This window comes from Reticulibacter mediterranei (genome assembly GCF_016587455.1).
In genome coordinates this window covers 2,324,163-2,339,986 of sequence record NZ_BNJK01000001.1, presented here as the reverse complement: position 1 = coordinate 2,339,986, position 15,824 = coordinate 2,324,163, and the positions used below count along the sequence as shown (strand labels likewise).

General features: G+C 50.4%; 13 protein-coding genes. 6 read left to right on the top strand and 7 right to left on the bottom strand.

Annotation, left to right across the window (positions count from 1 at the left end; genetic code table 11):
* Nucleotides 1-1,059: 1,059 nt before the first annotated feature.
* On the top strand, nucleotides 1,060-2,226 hold the full coding sequence (locus K3T83_RS10035) for an aminotransferase class I/II-fold pyridoxal phosphate-dependent enzyme (RefSeq protein ID WP_220202832.1): 1,167 nt from the start codon (nucleotides 1,060-1,062) through the stop codon (nucleotides 2,224-2,226).
* Between the two features lie 57 nt (nucleotides 2,227-2,283).
* Here K3T83_RS10035 and K3T83_RS10030 read toward each other — a convergent pair whose 3' ends face one another.
* Nucleotides 2,284-3,408 (bottom strand): ABC transporter ATP-binding protein, encoded by a 1,125-nt coding sequence (locus K3T83_RS10030; RefSeq protein ID WP_220202831.1) that lies wholly within the window; start codon nucleotides 3,406-3,408, stop codon nucleotides 2,284-2,286.
* Between the two features lie 770 nt (nucleotides 3,409-4,178).
* Here K3T83_RS10030 and K3T83_RS10025 point away from each other — a divergent pair.
* Together K3T83_RS10025 and K3T83_RS10020 are read left to right on the top strand one after the other, a co-directional pair.
* A complete protein-coding gene (locus tag K3T83_RS10025; protein WP_220202830.1) occupies nucleotides 4,179-5,477 on the top strand; it encodes a family 4 glycosyl hydrolase in 1,299 nt (432 codons plus the stop codon).
* Nucleotides 5,478-5,497: 20 nt separating this feature from the next.
* The gene (locus tag K3T83_RS10020; protein WP_220202829.1) at nucleotides 5,498-6,529 is read left to right on the top strand and encodes an N-acetylglucosamine kinase; all 1,032 of its coding nucleotides are present in this window, start codon (nucleotides 5,498-5,500) and stop codon (nucleotides 6,527-6,529) included.
* Nucleotides 6,530-6,594: 65 nt separating this feature from the next.
* Here K3T83_RS10020 and K3T83_RS10015 read toward each other — a convergent pair whose 3' ends face one another.
* The 3 genes from K3T83_RS10015 to K3T83_RS10005 all read right to left on the bottom strand — a co-directional run bounded on the left by K3T83_RS10015 (nucleotide 6,595) and on the right by K3T83_RS10005 (nucleotide 9,815).
* A complete protein-coding gene (locus K3T83_RS10015) occupies nucleotides 6,595-7,512 on the bottom strand; it encodes an ABC transporter permease (protein ID WP_220202828.1) in 918 nt (305 codons plus the stop codon).
* On the bottom strand, nucleotides 7,509-8,486 hold the full coding sequence (locus tag K3T83_RS10010; RefSeq protein ID WP_220202827.1) for an ABC transporter ATP-binding protein: 978 nt from the start codon (nucleotides 8,484-8,486) through the stop codon (nucleotides 7,509-7,511). The genes K3T83_RS10015 and K3T83_RS10010 overlap by 4 nt, the downstream gene beginning before the upstream one ends.
* A gap of 189 nt (nucleotides 8,487-8,675) precedes the next feature.
* Nucleotides 8,676-9,815 carry a Gfo/Idh/MocA family protein gene (locus K3T83_RS10005; RefSeq protein ID WP_236064863.1) on the bottom strand — a complete coding sequence of 380 codons (1,140 nt, stop codon included), beginning with the start codon at nucleotides 9,813-9,815 and terminating at the stop codon, nucleotides 8,676-8,678.
* A 173-nt stretch (nucleotides 9,816-9,988) separates the two neighbouring features.
* Here K3T83_RS10005 and K3T83_RS10000 point away from each other — a divergent pair, with 173 nt between their 5' ends.
* Nucleotides 9,989-10,774 (top strand): SDR family NAD(P)-dependent oxidoreductase, encoded by a 786-nt coding sequence (locus tag K3T83_RS10000; RefSeq protein ID WP_220202826.1) that lies wholly within the window; start codon nucleotides 9,989-9,991, stop codon nucleotides 10,772-10,774.
* A gap of 27 nt (nucleotides 10,775-10,801) precedes the next feature.
* Entirely contained in the window at nucleotides 10,802-11,551 is a 750-nt protein-coding gene (locus tag K3T83_RS09995; protein WP_220202825.1) for an SDR family oxidoreductase, read from the top strand.
* A 19-nt stretch (nucleotides 11,552-11,570) separates the two neighbouring features.
* On the opposite strand, the gene K3T83_RS09990 is transcribed toward K3T83_RS09995, so the two are convergent.
* Complete coding sequence (locus K3T83_RS09990; RefSeq protein WP_220202824.1) at nucleotides 11,571-12,827, bottom strand: glycoside hydrolase family 18 protein; 1,257 nt, start codon at nucleotides 12,825-12,827, stop codon at nucleotides 11,571-11,573.
* A gap of 432 nt (nucleotides 12,828-13,259) precedes the next feature.
* Between K3T83_RS09990 and K3T83_RS09985 the strand changes: the two genes are divergently transcribed.
* Nucleotides 13,260-14,237, top strand: coding sequence for a diacylglycerol/lipid kinase family protein (locus K3T83_RS09985; RefSeq protein ID WP_220202823.1), 978 nt, complete (start codon nucleotides 13,260-13,262; stop codon nucleotides 14,235-14,237).
* 343 nt (nucleotides 14,238-14,580) lie between these two features.
* On the opposite strand, the gene K3T83_RS09980 is transcribed toward K3T83_RS09985, so the two are convergent.
* The gene (locus K3T83_RS09980; protein WP_220202822.1) at nucleotides 14,581-14,784 is read right to left on the bottom strand and encodes a helix-turn-helix domain-containing protein; all 204 of its coding nucleotides are present in this window, start codon (nucleotides 14,782-14,784) and stop codon (nucleotides 14,581-14,583) included.
* Between the two features lie 246 nt (nucleotides 14,785-15,030).
* Nucleotides 15,031-15,804, bottom strand: a complete 774-nt coding sequence (locus K3T83_RS09975; protein ID WP_220202821.1) for a phosphatase PAP2 family protein — start codon at nucleotides 15,802-15,804, stop codon at nucleotides 15,031-15,033.
* Between the last annotated feature and the right edge of the window lie 20 nt (nucleotides 15,805-15,824).

The following is a 15,824-nucleotide window of genomic DNA, read 5'->3' as shown; positions in this document are numbered from 1 at the left end:
GCATCTGCGATAATGCTCAATACGTGCTGTTTCTACTCTGAAAAGTGAACAAATGTAAATCACAAATAATTCATGCTGCATTAACATAGGACGTATAAATGGTGAAATGCAGCTCCTTTGGGCTATGCAGTTTTTCCTGTGTTACTCCTTTCTGTGGTGTGACGGCCAGGTAAGCGGATTTCAATATGTGGCCTTGCTATAATCAATAACACTGTCTGCTGCTAAAGTGTAACATCTGGACGGTTGCTCTCCAAATGAGATGCGATGAGATGGAAAACAATTTCGTATGCTACGATTGGCAGAAAGCCGGGGTGCCCAGTACTACAGTGAATAAGCGAGCCTATTATTATTGCACTGTGGATGCATTACATTTAGAGAGGGTACATGCAAATACAACGTACACCTGTTGTATAAGAGGAGGAAATTCCTGTGCAAAGGAAGAACATGTTTCAAGTTTGCCAGAGGATTGACAAACTTTTGATTGTCTGATGTCTCCATTATTTGACTCCATGCATCCTGATGTGATTTAGCAGCAAGGCGAGAGAAACTTCATTGCCTCCCTCTGCATCTCAGGAAACGCTTTCTCAAAACGTATAACAAAATTAACATAAATGAATTCTCTTTGTCAATATGTAGAGATCGTAGAAAGATTATGTTTCGATGGTGCTATTGTTGTTTTGATGTATTTGTAATGGCTGCTGATATTTTTACAATAAGTGCTTGTATGAAAATCTATACGGTTGCGATTTATTTTCATTATCTATCTGATTGCGATTCATCTAAAAATAGAGGCGTGATCGAGGAGCACGCCTGGCTCTTTTGTTCCAGTAAAATTGAGAATATTTTGATAATATCTTCATTCATTATTTACCCTTCACGAATTTATTTCTTCTATAACATATATGGTTTGGTTGCACTTGCCCCCTCCCAATGGATATAATGGGCGTAATTATACACATGGTTTGTGAAGGCTTTTTGGACCGTTTGCCGTACACATCCTCTTGCGGGCTGTCCTGTGGAGGGACGGGTGCGGATTCATATGTTAGGGAGTCAGATTGCATGCCCACTTATGCCCATCGCGTGGATACTTTTGGAACCACTATTTTTACCGAAATTAATGTGCTTGCACAGCAATATAATGCCATCAATCTGGGACAGGGCAAGCCTGATTTTGATGCCCCGGCCGATGTGGTGGCGCAGGTTGTTCAGGCTCTACAGTCCGGCTATCAAAATCAATATGCGCCGGGGCCGGGCGTTCCCTCTTTACGCAAAGCGGTTGCTGATCATGTCGCTCGCTTTTACCAGCTCGATATCGATCCGGCTCGCGGCGTAATCGTCACTTCGGGTGCCACTGAAGGAATTCTCGCCTCTGTGCTGGGGCTGGTCGATCCAGGCGATGAGGTGATCGTCATCGAGCCTTGCTACGATTCGTATGTGCCGAGCATTATTATGGCTCATGCCGTCCCTGTGTATGTGCCGCTCCATCCCCCAACGTGGAACTTTGATCCCGATGAGTTGCGCGCTGCTTTTAGCAAAAAGACCCGTGCGCTGATCTTGAATACGCCGCAAAATCCTACCGGACGTATCTATACGCGCGAAGAACTGATGCTGATTGCTGAGCTGTGTATTGAGCATGATGTGACCGTGATCTGCGACGAAGTCTATGAGCATCTCACGTTTGCTGGAGCGCAGCACATCCCTCTCGCCACCTTGCCTGGCATGTTTGAGCGCACGGTAACAATTAGCAGTTCGGGCAAAACCTTTAATGCCACCGGTTGGAAAATTGGCTGGGTCTATGGACATCCTGATCTTGTGGAAGGGGTGGCGCGTGCTCATCAGTTTATTACGTTTGCAGTGCATCATCCCACTCAGGAAGCCATTGCCTATGCTCTTGCCCTTCCCGATACCTACTTTCAAGATTTCCGCGCCATGTACGAGGGCAAGCTTGCGCTATTGAGGTCGGCGTTGGACGGCTGCGGGTTGAAATATGTTGCTCCCCAGGGTACTTATTTTGTTATGACCGACTACTCTGATCTCTTTGACGGCACCCCCACCGAGTTTGCCTATTATCTGACAAAAGAGATTGGTGTTGCCTGTATTCCTCCTGAAACCTTTTATTCCGCCGAGCATCTGCATATCGGAAGCAATTATGTGCGTTTCTCTTTCTGCAAGAGTGATGAGATGTTGCTTGGGGCGAAGGAACGTCTGGCAAAGCTACGCAAATAGACATGGTGAGATGGCTCACCAGTTGCTAAAAGGAGAGACTACAAAACCGGGCTATCATTATTCTGAGGGCCAGAGTGATAGCTCGGTTTTGGGATCGAACAGATAGATCTGCTCGCGATGGATGCCGATATTGATGATTTGACCGACCTGGAGGTAGACATCTTTCTGGGTCTCGAAGACCGCGAGAATCTCAGACATTGTGCCAATCTTGAGCCAGACAGAGGTTTCCCCTACCCGTGCTTCGAGGCGTATGATCTGCCCGCAAGTGAGAAAGTACTCGCTGTGATCCAGTTCGCTGAATGCCCATTCGGGAATGATGGCATCGGGCCGAATGCCCAGTTTCACTCGCGTCAGCTTGCGGTCCTTCAGCGTTTTCGTCCAGCGGCTCGGCAAGGTGAAATAAATGCCCTCTCCTATGAGGCTGTAGCGGGGATCGGAGTGGACGATATCGACATCGAGAATGTTCATGCGGGGCGTGCCGATGAACTGTGCGACGAACAGGCTTACAGGTTTCCGAAATAGCTCGGTTGGTGTACCCGTCTGGAGTATTTTCCCTTTGACGATCACAGCCATCCGATGGGCGATGGCAAACGCCTCTGCCTGGTCGTGAGTCACATACACGGTCGGCTTCTTCTTGAGGTTGTGGACCATGACCATTTCCTGGCGTGCCTGCAAACGAAGAGGGGGATCGAGGTTAGAAAGCGGCTCGTCGAAGAGGTAAACATCAGCGCTTTTTACGAGTGCCCTCGCCAGCGCTACACGCTGCCGTTCCCCTCCCGATAAGTCTTCTATTGAGCGGTTTAAAATAGGTTTCAACTCCAGCTTATTGGCTGCTTCAGTAATGCGCTTACCAATCTCCTCCTTGCTTACTTTGCGCACTTCCAGCCCATAAGCAATGTTGTTGTAGACATCCATGTGAGGATAGAGGCCGAGATCCTGGAAAACGACACCGACATTGCGTATGTGTGGAGGCTGTTTGGTGATGTCCTGATGGTCAATCCAGACAGTGCCACGCGTTGGTGGCTCTAATCCACTGATCATGCGCAAAATCGTTGTTTTTCCTCCGCCCGACGGCCCCAGCAATACGAAGAACTCGCCATCTTTGACCTGAAAACTTACGTCTTCTACGACGATGTTACGGCCAAATCGTTTCGCCAAACCTTTTACTTCTACTTCACTCATTCCTACGAGATCTCCTCTGGCGTCTACTACGCCTGTATACGGTTCTTTCTCAGTTGCTCTCATCGGAGAGCGACCCGTATGGAGACAGCGGAAAGACCCTGGTAACGTGATACGTCGTTGATATCCATCTAGTACACCTAGATAACAACACTGTTATCTACCGCTCATCTACGGCAAGGGGAGTAAAGCGCTCGGCAAGGGTTATTGATCTGTAGGGTATGAAGTGCAGTTATCTCTCTTCGACCAATAAACACCCGGCCTTACTTACTATAACGATTTTTATCAATCTATTTTTCAGAATCCTGCTCCGCCATGCCTTCTGGGAGAACTTTCCCAGCAATGTGCTCTGCGTACTTCTCAGGATTCCTGCCTATAGCCTCGTAGCAGTATAACAAAAAAGCTCTAAGTATACAACAACCAGGGGGAGAATCCTGTATTATTTAGTTACAAATACAGGCCAGATCTCTGTTTAGCTCATCATGACAAAGGTACTGTGTACCTTCTTTTTACTGTATTATTTTATGTCTTTTTGTGTAAATATACCTCTTCTTGAAGAAATATTCACTGCCCACTTTCTCCTGGCTGCTTCGCTACCTTATGTATCAGACATGAGCACTCTTTTGGTTCTATTACAGCTATGATCTCGCGACATTTGACGAGGTTGACGAGCCATAACCCTACAGTGAGCAGGTTAGATATGATATAAAATTGATGTAGTTGTATGTCCTGCCATCTGTTCATGGATGGCGTTTGAGATAGGAAAGGGTGCTATGGCTCGTATTAAATTGGCTTATATTGGGGGAGGGAGTACGCGCGGCGCAGGTACAATGGCGTCGTTCATTCATCAAGGCGAGAACTTTAATGGCTCCGAAGTTGTGCTGATTGATCTCAATGAGGAGCGCCTGAAGCTTGTTCAGACACTTGCGCAGAAGATGACGCGTGCGCGAGGTCTCGACCTCACCTTTTCTATTACTACTGATCGTCGCGCCGGTTTGCAGGGCTGCGATGCCGTCCTGACCAGCTATCGTCCCGGAGGGTTTGAGGCTCGTTATCTTGACGAAAGTGTCCCGCTCAAGCATGGGGTGATTGGTCAGGAGACGCAGGGACCAGGAGGCTTCTTCATGGCCTTACGTACCATCTCGGTTATGAAGGGCATCATTGAAGATATGGAAGCGATCTGTCCCAACGCGCGCCTCTTCAATTACACGAACCCCATTAATCTTGTTTCCGAGGCGGTCACGCATCATACGTCTATCTCCGCAGTCTCTTTCTGTGAGGGGCCAATCTCGGATGCGCATCATTATGCAACTCTGGCCGATCTTGATCCTGCGAAACTTGATACAACCTTTATTGGCCTCAATCATGGCTCCTGGTCGATCCGCCATCTCTATGAGGGCAAGGATTTCATTCCTTTGTTGCAAGAAGCTTACGAACGCAAGCTGCGCGACAACTCACTTTCCCGCTACGAGGCACGGCTGCTTGAACTTGCCTGTACGATGGAGACGCTGCCAAACTCCTATTTTCAATATTACTACTTTAAAGAGGAGATCCTGGCTGAGCTACAGGCCAAGCCCACGACGCGCGCCCAGGATATTATGTCGCAAGTTGGAGAGTATTGGGCGCATTACACGGAGCAGGCCCAGAGCGACAATCCTGTGCTTGATCCCTCTCTTTCACGTGGTGGTATCCATGAACTGGAGCTAGCTATCGATGCAATGGATGCCATCTACAATGATCGTAAAGAGGTTCTCTACGTCAATATGCCTAATAACGGCTCTATTCCCGACTTCCCAGCTGATCGCGTGGTTGAAATGACTGGCTATCTGGATCGCAACGGCGTCACACCGCTGATGCAGGGACCACTACCGCGTCAAGTGAGCGGTCTGGTGAAGATGCTTGGCGAATATCAAGCACTGGCGGCTGAAGCGGCCTGGTCGGGTACGCGTAAGGATGCAGTGAGAGCGCTTGCCAGTCATCCGCTCGTCTTCTCACTACATAAAGCTGAGGCCATTTATGACGAACTGGCTGCGGCCCATCGAGCCTACTTACCAGAACGCCTCCTCCAATAATGTCAGACAGGAGAAGGTATATGCAGGAATGTGTGCTGGCTGTTGATGGCGGCAATACAAAGACGATTGCGCTGGTGGCAGCACTGGATGGAACTATCCTAGGTACGGGACGTGCCGGATGTGGCGATATCTATAATGCAGATAGAAGAGACCGGGCAAAAGCTATAGATGTCGCTTTTAGCAATATTGAGCATGCGGTGATGACGGCGCTGATGGCCTCTCATGCTGTTCCTACCGATCTGGTGGCTGGCGTGTTTGGGATGGCGGGCGCAGATTGGCCAGAAGATTTTACAGTGCTGCATGCTGGTATGAGTGCACGTGGTTTTGGGCGCACTATTCTTATTCAGAACGATGCATTGGGCGTTCTCCATGCTGGCACGACGCGCAACGTAGGGGTCTCGCTTGTGTGTGGTACCGGGTCCGCTACGGGCGCACGTGGACCAGATGGACAGGTGTGGCATAGTAGCTTCTGGCAGTTTGGGGCCGAGGGCGGTATTCAACTGGCCGATAAGATGTTAGAGGCGGTCTTCTGTGCGGATCTGGGCATTGCTCCCACCACAACACTGACGAACTGTGTTCTCAAGTATTTTGGCTTGAACACCGTTGAGGAGGTGTTGCATTATCTAACGGCCCGCGAGCAGACCATTCTCAAACATCATGTGATTGGTGGTCTGACGCCGATGTTGCTCGACGAAGCGAAGGTGGGCGATGGCGTTGCGCTCAATATTGTACAGGGGCACGGGCGCGCGTTGGGCCGGATAGCTCAGGTGGCGGCCCGACGTGTGGGCATCGAGGGAACAGCCTTTCCCCTGGTGCTGGCAGGCGGTGTCTTGCGCCATCCTTCGTCGTTGTTGCCCGATGCCATCACGGAACAGTTGCGTACAACGTCGCCAGAGGTACAGCCCGTTCGTTCGCGCTTTGAACCAGTTATTGGTGTCCTCTTCTCGGCTCTGGAAGAGGCTGGTGTGACCATCAATGATACGGTTATAGAGCGCGTGACCTCTACGATTCCTGATGCTGCGCTCTTTGAATCGATCCCCATTCGTGACTGATAGTTGTTTTCAATAATCAAGAGGGAGCGAATTTCAGATCTTCGCTCCCTCTTTCTTTGTTGCCTCTATTCCTTCACATCGCGTTTCCATGTCAGGACAATGGCGACGGTTGCAAAAACGAGAGCATATGCCAATGTGAGCCATAATGTGTGCGGTCCGTTGATGGGGGCAAGCGGTGGGATACCAATCGAATTGGCTTTGAGCTGGGCCGGTAAAAGCACTATGGGCATGGCGTTGAGATTTGGCCCTAGAAAGTAGGCGGTGATCTGGTTCCAGAAGTCGTTATGGGTCAACTGTGCAGCCATATTCATAAAAAGCAGGCCCATGTTGTCAACTGGAAACCATGTTAATGCAGCACTCACGCCAAATGAGAGCGAACGCCCTATTGCGCTCATTGTAGCGGACATCAATATACTCGTTCCCAGGCTGATCAGCACCGTCAGCAGGTAAAGTCCGGTGTTTGACCAGAACTCCGGCGTGATGGCGTTGAGTGGCTGCAAATTGCCAACGATAAAACTGATGACGAGACAAATCATTAGCGCATTGAGTAGAAGCAGGCCGCCAACCAGAGCCAGTGCGATAAGAACCAGCGTTAATAGCTTGGCAAAGAGCAATTGGAGGCGTCCCACGCCACGAGCCAGCACAATGCGGATGGTGCCATACTGATACTCTATACCGATGAGATAGGCCGTTATGATAATGATGAAAATGCCGCCGAATATACGCAGGATAGAAAGACTGATTTCCATCTCATTGTAGAGAAAATGTAAAGGAGCTTCACTTATTTTCTCGTTTGTATTGTTGGAGCTGAGTGTGAGCAAATGTGCAAAGATGGTCACTCCAACTAGCAGAACCAGCATGACCCAGGTCAGCCATTGCCGCGAGGTTTTGAGCAGTTCGCCACGTACGAGACCTGGAAAGCTCGGCTTTGTGGTGCGGAGCCGGTTGCTATCTAGATGGGCAGTTGTGATTACTGTACTCATTTGCTATCTCCTGAACCGCCATTGGTGAGTTGTAAAAAGATCTGTTCTAGATCCTGTGTCGCAAGCATCAAAGTGTCAGGGGCAAAACCCGCATTGACCAGGAAGAGATTGAGGTCTTTGCCCCGACCTTCCGGTGCAGGAGTAATCAAGGCTCCATCGGTGGCGATATGCGCGTTATGGCCCCAGGGTTGTGCTCTCACCACAGCTAGCGCCTCCTGAGCCTGTTCCAATTGCACGCTATATTCGCCATGTCCACGCGTCAAAGCCTCAACCGATGTTTCTGTCACCAACTTGCCTAGATTGATAATGGCGACGCGTGTACAAATCTGCTGTACTTCAGAGAGCAGGTGGCTTGAGATCAGCACTGTTTTGCCGCTGGCTGAAAGGCGATGCATGAGATCGCGCATTTCGACGATCCCGGCAGGATCGAGGCCATTAGCTGGTTCGTCGAGGATCAAGATTTCGGGATCTTGCAGAAGCGCCATCGCTACCCCTAAACGCTGTTTCATCCCCAGCGAATAGGTGCGCACACGGTCGCGCTGGCGATCGCGCAGTCCCACCAGATCCAGCACCTCATCGATACGTTTCGCGGAAACACCGCCCAGGATAGCTCCAACGGCCCGCAGATTGTCGCAGCCCGACATATAGAGGTACAGAGCTGGTGTTTCGATGAGCGCTCCAACGCGTGGCAGGAGATGAGCGCGTTGGGTTGCCAGATTGTGCCCTAGTATTTCGATGCTACCCGTTGTTGGCGTAATCAGCCCCAGCAGCATGCGAATCGTGGTCGTTTTTCCTGCTCCATTAGGACCAAGAAAGCCCAGGATATCTTGTCGTCGTATCTCCAAGTTAAGCGTATCGACCGCGAGCCGCTGCCCATAGCGTTTTGATAAGCCATGCGTTCGTAGTACAACCTCGGCAGAGCGAGCCGTTGCATCGATTGGCATTTCTGGCTCTGTCATAAGCCTGTCTGACATGCTTCAATTATCCTTTCATCGTCGTTATACATCAGCATGATGTATTGGCTTGTATGATAGAGAGAGCCTGTCGCATGTCTATCGCATAGGTGTCGCAAATTTGTCTCTAAAAGAGAAAAAGAGCGGGAGAGACATATATGAGATAGCTTGACCCATATATGTCTCTCCCGCTCTTTTATGAAAATAGATTTATTCGCTATAATCAGGTTCGATCCAGCTTCCGCTGCCGGATGAGCGCTCCACTGCCTCAACAACTGCCTGAGCGCGCAGGCCATCTACAAAGGTTGCGGCTGGTGTTGTGCCGCTGCCGATGCCGTTCAAGAGATCGTAGATGCCATGCGTAAAGGTGTGTTCCCAGCCGATAATATGTCCGGCTGGCCACCACGCACTGACGTATTTATGCGAGCGATCCGTTACCAGGATGTTGCGGAACCCGCGAATCTCAGGTGGATCATCAGCGAAAACGACGTTCAATTCGTTGAGTCGTTCCAGGTTGAAAACAATGCTCCCTTTTGAGCCGTTGATCTCAAAAGAATTGTAGTTGCGGCGTCCTCTGGCGAGCTTGGTGACTTCAAAGCTCCCAATCGCGCCATTGGCGAAACGGGCCAGCCAGAGTGCTGCGTCATCGACATCGACGGTGCCTGTTTGATCTTCCGCACCGGCGATAGGGCGCTGTTTGATAAATGTCGTGGTCAGGCCAGTGACGGCTGTAATGTCGCCAATCAGGAAGCGGGCGAGATCGATGACGTGAACGCCAAGATCACCAACGGCACCACTGCCAGCATGTTCTTTCTGTTGTCGCCATGTTATGGGCCGCTGCGGGTCGGCCCCACCCTCCTGTAAATACGCGCAGCGCCAGTGGTAGATTTGCCCAATGCGCCCCTCGTCGATCAACTGTTTTGCCAACTGTACCGCAGGCACGCGCCGGTAATTAAAGTTGACCATTGCGATTACACCAGCCTGTCGCACAACTGCCAGCATACGACGAGCCTCGCTCATATCTCTTGCCAGCGGCTTCTCGCAGAAAATATGCTTGCCATGTTCGGCGGCAGCAACCGCAACAGGGTTATGGGTATCGCTGGGAGTTGAAATATCGATCAGGTCGATATCGTCGCGCGCCACCAGTTTGCGCCAGTCCGTCTCGTAGCCTTCCCATCCAAGCTGTGTCGCAGCAGCGCGCACTGCCTCCTCATCGCGTCCACATATCGCTTTCATGACGGGATGAAAAGCGACATCAGGGAAAAATGCTGCCACCTGGCGATAGGCATTGGAGTGCGCTCTCCCCATGAATTTGTAGCCAACAATGCCAACGTTCAGCGTCTTTTGCATCCAGTATCTCCTCATGCGTACTACTCCATATCCTCTTCTCTCCAAAGAGGATACATCTTGTATGTAGCCCGTTGAAGGAGAGAATGTCAAGCCATTGACATTGCTTGCTGGCGCGGGAAACAATAGGGATAGAGAAGCAAGCACTGTAGAATTAGAAAGATGAGGAGAAGCACTTGGAACAATCAGTGAAAGATCAGGTGGCGATAGTGACTGGTTCGGCCCAGGGGATCGGGCGCGCCATCGCCCTGCGTCTGGCTCAGGATGGTATGGATGTGGTTGTGGCCGATTATCGGGAGGAGGGAGCAAAGCGTGTGGCGGAAGAGATACAGGCATTGGGGAGGCGTTCGCTGGCGTTGGCCGTCGATGTCACCAGAGCAGAGGATCGGCAACGCCTGTTTGAGACAACTCTGACTACGCTTGGCAGGTTCGATGCCCTGGTTAATAATGCGGCGATCCAGCGGGTGGCGATGCCGCTGGATGTGACTGAAGAACATTGGGACGCCGTGATGAATGTCAATGCCAAAGCCGTCTATTTTTGTTGCGAACTCGCGCTACGGCACATGCTATCTCAGCACAGCGGGCGTATCGTCAATATGGCCTCGCTCGCAGGGAAGGCAGCCAGCACTCCACAGCATCCCGTGTATAACGTCAGCAAGGCTGCTGTGATTGCGATGACCAAGACCTTTGCGCTGACCTATGCTGCTGAAGGGGTGCGTGTCAATGCCGTCTGTCCGGGCATCATTGAGACGCCGATGCAGGATGTGGTAGATCGAGAGTTCGCCAGCGTTACAGGGAAAACGCCGCTCCAGATCAGAAATGAACGGGTGGGCCGCGTGCCGATGGGCCGTATTGGTGAAGCGGATGATGTAGCCTCCGTGGTCTCATTTCTTATTGGCCCCGATTCGCGCTATATGACCGGCCAATCTATTAACGTAACTGGCGGTATGATTACGTATTGATTAGCACTTTACACACCGGGAGGGTATATGGGCGTCTTTGATGGCAAAGTTGCCATTGTTACCGGGGCCGCTCGTGGCCTGGGGCGGGACTATACGCGCTTTTTCTTGCAGGATGGCGCTAACGTTGTTCTGGCTGATATTCAAGGCGAGGCTGTAGAAGCAAATGCACGCGAGTTGCAGGCTACTGATCGGGTGCTGGCCGTCTCCGTTGATGTAACCAGTCCAACCAGTGCAAACACGATGGCAGAACAGGCTATGAAGGCTTTTGGGCATATTGATATCCTCGTCAACAACGCCGCTATCTGGGGAGATTTGCGGTCGGTCTCTCTGCTAGAGATTGATACCGCGTATTGGGATACCGTGCTGGATGTGAATCTGAAAGGAGCGCTTTTGTGCAGCCAGGCCGTGATCCCCTTTATGAGCCAGCAAAAGTGGGGCCGCATTGTCAATATTTCTTCTGGTGGAGCATATAAGCCGGGCAGCGTCTACTCGGTTAGCAAGTTGGCGTTGAACCAGTTGACCTACAGCCTTGCTCAACAGGTCGCCGATGCTGGTATTACCTGCAATGCCATCGCCCCTGGCCCGATCTATAACGAGGCGGTTCAACGTCAATATACCCCTGAAGCTTTTGAGCGTATCGTCCAACAAGGGATGATCAAGCGTGCGGGGACCAGTAAAGATATTTACGGGTGTCTGCGCTATCTCTGTAGCGACGATGCGGAATGGGTGACGGCACAAATCTTGCATGTCAATGGTGGCGCGATGAGCCGTCTCTAGCTTAAATGAGGGCGTGAGACTACGGGCTATTGAGCAGCGATGTGGCGAGCATAGGCCATAGCTCGCCCGGCTCCTGAGTGCTGCGATACCAGACCGCGATCTGAGGAACGGCTGTGCCAAATTCCGACGTCTCTTCCAATGTCCGGCTGAATGCGGTAATAATCGTGTACAGGTTGCGCGCAGTATGATACCAGAGCGCGTGTTTGACTCCCGCCTCATCGCTATAGATCAGATAAGTATCTGTGGCACCATCCAGATTGCTTGCGCTCGTATCAATGCGCGTCTCGTCTACCTGCGAGTGGATATGTTGGGCTTCCTGATAATTGATGAGACCATCGAAGACCCACGCCTCGTTTGCTTGATGCCAGCTATTGCCATAGAGTGGCAGTTCCCAGATTATATCAGGCAGCATATCAGGCATGGTTTGTTGGGCATAGGCAAGGATCTGTTTTAGCCAGGGAAGGCTCACAGATGGGCCGGGCGTTGCATATGATTGATCTAAGGCCATAATCACCATGAAATCGGCACTATGGGCCAACAGACGCCAATCCTGAAAGCCATTGAGGATATAGTAGCTGTCGTGGTTGCTCACTTTATGGACCAGGGCAATACCGTAGAGCTTGTGATGCGCTTTGAGCGTAGCCCATAGATGCTGGTTGTAGAGCGCAAACGATTGCTGAATGGCGGGATAATCGGGTGGAGTCGATTCCAGGTCCATAATCACGCCGTCGTAATTGGCGCGTAATACCTCATGCACAATTATATCGATATAACTCTGTGTTGTTGTGGCTTTCGTAATATATTCGGCTTGCTGTTGAGATGTCCAGGCATCTGTTGTCCCGTCTGTCATCATCGTGAGCGTTAAATAGGCCATGCCGCCATGACTGTGAATAAGTCGTACCACTGCATCCATACTCGCGCTTTTGGCAACGCAGTTATTGCTCTTTCCAGTAATCAGCTTTCCGTTGGTTGGATGGAGCCAGCCCGTGCCGACCAGCGCCGCATCAGGAAGCAGGTCGGCGGTATGGAGATACGCTTGCAGACCTCGCTGACAATCCTGACCGACGATCCAGCTCAGGGAGGCTATTTTGCCATGCAGGAGGTGCGGCGTGTCATCACTGTTGTCAGCACTAACGGGTAATTGGAGTTGAGGATGAAATGTTTCAGGTGCATATCTGGATGCCATCAATAGCCCTATTGTTCCTCCCAGGAGCACTCCTAATAATACAGCTAGCAGTGTCAGATTGTTTTTGCATAGACGCTCGATCAGGGACATCGTAACACCTTTCGGGCAAGATATATACTGATAGCATTTTTCGCACTCCCTTCAAGTATACTACATTGGTGTTTGAAAACGGAAATTGCAAGCACTCGTAGCGGCAAGAATATCATCAGCAGATTTGCACCCATCAGTATCATATAGGTAGAGTAGACTCACCCATGAGGGAGAAGCTTTCATGAAACCTCTCTCAGCAGAAAGAGAGCAGCCCTATGCGCTTGGTAGAAAGGCATCTCATTCTGCGGAAAAGTAACTCCGACCTTTTGTAATTGGGGCGAGAAGTTAGCGGGCGTGGCAGTTCGCTCTAGACAGCTGGCCGTCTGAACGGATGACCGGTAGGCACATTTGTCATCATTTTAAGATACTGTAGATGTTTACCCCTTCCATCCCGTATTCATTAGTAGATGGAAATTAAAAAGGGAGTAACAGATGCAAGAAGGAGACGTACAGGAGCAGCGTTCTCTTGAAGTACCACAAAAGATCAGTGCGATCGTTATCGCTAATCCTACTGCTGGGAGCTATACGCAGAATGCCATGCAAATAGAGGAGACGATCATCCGCTTGCGCGAGCATGGTTGGGATGTTGCTTTGAAGCTTACGGAGGCTCAGGGCGATGCTGGCAGGCTGGCTCGCGAGGCGGTTGAACAGCAACTGGATGTGGTTGTCGCAGTTGGCGGCGACGGCACGATTAATGAGGTGATTCAAGAACTGGCAGGCAGCGAGACGGCTCTGGGCGTGTTGCCTGGCGGCACCGTCAACGTCTGGGCGCGTGAGACTGGCATTCCGCTGGATATCGTGCAGGCGCGCGAGGTGCTGATGCACGGGCAAATGCGACGTGTTGACCTTGGGAAAGTCAATGATCGCTATTTTCTCTTAATGGCGACAATTGGCTTCGATGCTGAGGTCACGCATGCCGTTGAGCGCAAGCCAATCAAACGCTTTGGCGTACTGGGCTATATTCTGATGGGCACCTGGCTGGGTCTTGGCTATCCCAATTTCCAGGCGTTTTTACAGCAGGGAGGACGCGCAAAACGTGTTCGCACCCTTCAGATCATCTTTGGCAACACGCAGTTGTATGCCGGAGCGATCAAGTTTACCTGGCAGGCGAGATGCGACGATGGGCTGCTCGATGTCTGTGTGGTGCGTAGCCAGAATATCTTCGGGCGTATTTTTGTCTTTGCCGATTTCTTATTTGGCCGGAAGAAGCGGCAACAATGGGTACGATACGAATCCTCGCGAGAGATTAAGGTCCATACCTCTGTGCCAGTCGCGATTCAGGTCGATGGCGATCCCACCGGCTATACCGCACTACGCGGTTTCCCTCCCACCATCTTCTCCGTTGCACCGGGTGCATTAAAGGTCATTGTGCCCAACGACATTCCTGAGCCTCTCTTTACGAGGGAATAATGATCTGTAAAAAAGAAGAGCATACCATTCAGCACGAATAGTATGCTCTCTTGTGCGCTAACCATTCTTATGTACATAGCTGGTTAGCCACGTTTGAAACGAACAGAACATTTTCGTATAATATATGATACAGTGTTATCGCGATATCGTATTCTTATGCCTGGATATTACTCCTAGCCTCTCTTTCAATACATCATTGGCGGTGGTGCCATTCCCTCTCTACCGGAGAAGCGCAGTGTAATTGCGCATACCAGACTACATCCACAACATGTTGGATAAATACCCCTGTCGCCAGTACGATATCAGTTATTGATAATCATCTATATATTATGCCGAAATGGAGTTATTCTGCCGTTTGTTGTTGCAGCAGGCTGCTGTCCCCAAGCACCCGGTCTAGCGTCTCGCGTTTGATGCGATAAGCCTGCCTTGCATTCACGTGTGGTAGCACAACGGCTTCCAACGCTCCCTGTTTTACCCAACGGCGAACGGTTGTGTCGTCCACGCGCAAAATCCGAGCCACTTCTGATACTGTTAGTAGATCACTCATTTCTACTTCACTCCATTCTTAAAATTCATCGCATGTAAGCAAGGCAAGAGCCGCACAAAAGAATACACAAGAAAACATTGTGTGTGCATTGTACAACAATGTAAGATATTAGTAAAGGCAATGGTGGGGTGATGAGGGGTTGACAGCGTAAAAATGTCCCTGAAAGCCCCACCTGTATAGCCCTCACATCGCACTAGACGCGACTTGACAGAGTATTGATTGTTTACAAATTTTTACAATAGGAGATTATGACTTTTTTACTAGTCGCTTGCTAGTCCACCTATAGACAAAAATGAAGAGGAACAGACACAGCAGACCAGTCAGGTAAGCTCCTGTAACATCGAGCAACCAATGTTCGCCAGCATACAGGCGGGATAAGCCTATCAGGAGAATATCCACGATAGCAAGCCCTTGAAGCGGGAACAGTAGCCAGCGGTAGCGCCACGTGCTGACGGGGGGAATAATGCTAATGTAGAATAAAAAGCCAGCAAAAACGACATCATGAATAACATGACCAGAGGGGAAACTATGAAACGGGATGAGATCATGCACGCAGATGCCATATTTCACATCGGGTCGTGGACGGCCAACGATATCACCCAGGAGCGTAAACAGTCCTGTTCCTGCCCCAACAATGACGACGAGAAAGATAGCCTGTCGCCATAAGCGAAAGATGAGTAAGATGATAGCTGCGATGGCGAGTGAAACAATAGAAAGAATCGGGTTGTTTAAGCTACTGACAAAATCGATCAGGTTATTGATCGGCATGTGTGGTAGTTGAGCGTAGACGCAGGGATTGGGATGAGATCCCTGAAGCATTTTTGTTACCCCTAATTCCAGGGGTAATGGGGCAGGATGTCCATGTATGAAAACGGCCAGGGCGATGAATAGAACCAGACCGACAACCCATACCGCTATTTCCCAGGGGCGCGGAGGATGGATGAGTTGCCTGCTTTCCTCTGATGCAGATGTATTATCCCCTTCATTTTGTTTGCTATTGAATGTTGTTGATGGATGCATTCATTTTCCTCACTTATTTG

Bases quoted from the DNA above. Each gene is read 5' to 3' on its own strand.
- K3T83_RS10010 (WP_220202827.1), bottom strand. From the start codon at position 8,486: ATGTCAGACAGGCTTATGACAGAGCCAGAAATGCCAATCGATGCAACG.
- K3T83_RS09985 (WP_220202823.1), top strand. From the start codon at position 13,260: ATGCAAGAAGGAGACGTACAGGAGCAGCGTTCTCTTGAAGTACCACAA.
- K3T83_RS09990 (WP_220202824.1), bottom strand. From the start codon at position 12,827: ATGTCCCTGATCGAGCGTCTATGCAAAAACAATCTGACACTGCTAGCT.
- K3T83_RS10030 (WP_220202831.1), bottom strand. From the start codon at position 3,408: ATGAGTGAAGTAGAAGTAAAAGGTTTGGCGAAACGATTTGGCCGTAAC.
- K3T83_RS10020 (WP_220202829.1), top strand. From the start codon at position 5,498: ATGCAGGAATGTGTGCTGGCTGTTGATGGCGGCAATACAAAGACGATT.
- K3T83_RS10005 (WP_236064863.1), bottom strand. From the start codon at position 9,815: ATGCAAAAGACGCTGAACGTTGGCATTGTTGGCTACAAATTCATGGGG.
- K3T83_RS10035 (WP_220202832.1), top strand. From the start codon at position 1,060: ATGCCCACTTATGCCCATCGCGTGGATACTTTTGGAACCACTATTTTT.
- K3T83_RS10025 (WP_220202830.1), top strand. From the start codon at position 4,179: ATGGCTCGTATTAAATTGGCTTATATTGGGGGAGGGAGTACGCGCGGC.
- K3T83_RS09995 (WP_220202825.1), top strand. From the start codon at position 10,802: ATGGGCGTCTTTGATGGCAAAGTTGCCATTGTTACCGGGGCCGCTCGT.
- K3T83_RS09980 (WP_220202822.1), bottom strand. From the start codon at position 14,784: ATGAGTGATCTACTAACAGTATCAGAAGTGGCTCGGATTTTGCGCGTG.
- K3T83_RS10015 (WP_220202828.1), bottom strand. From the start codon at position 7,512: ATGAGTACAGTAATCACAACTGCCCATCTAGATAGCAACCGGCTCCGC.
- K3T83_RS09975 (WP_220202821.1), bottom strand. From the start codon at position 15,804: ATGCATCCATCAACAACATTCAATAGCAAACAAAATGAAGGGGATAAT.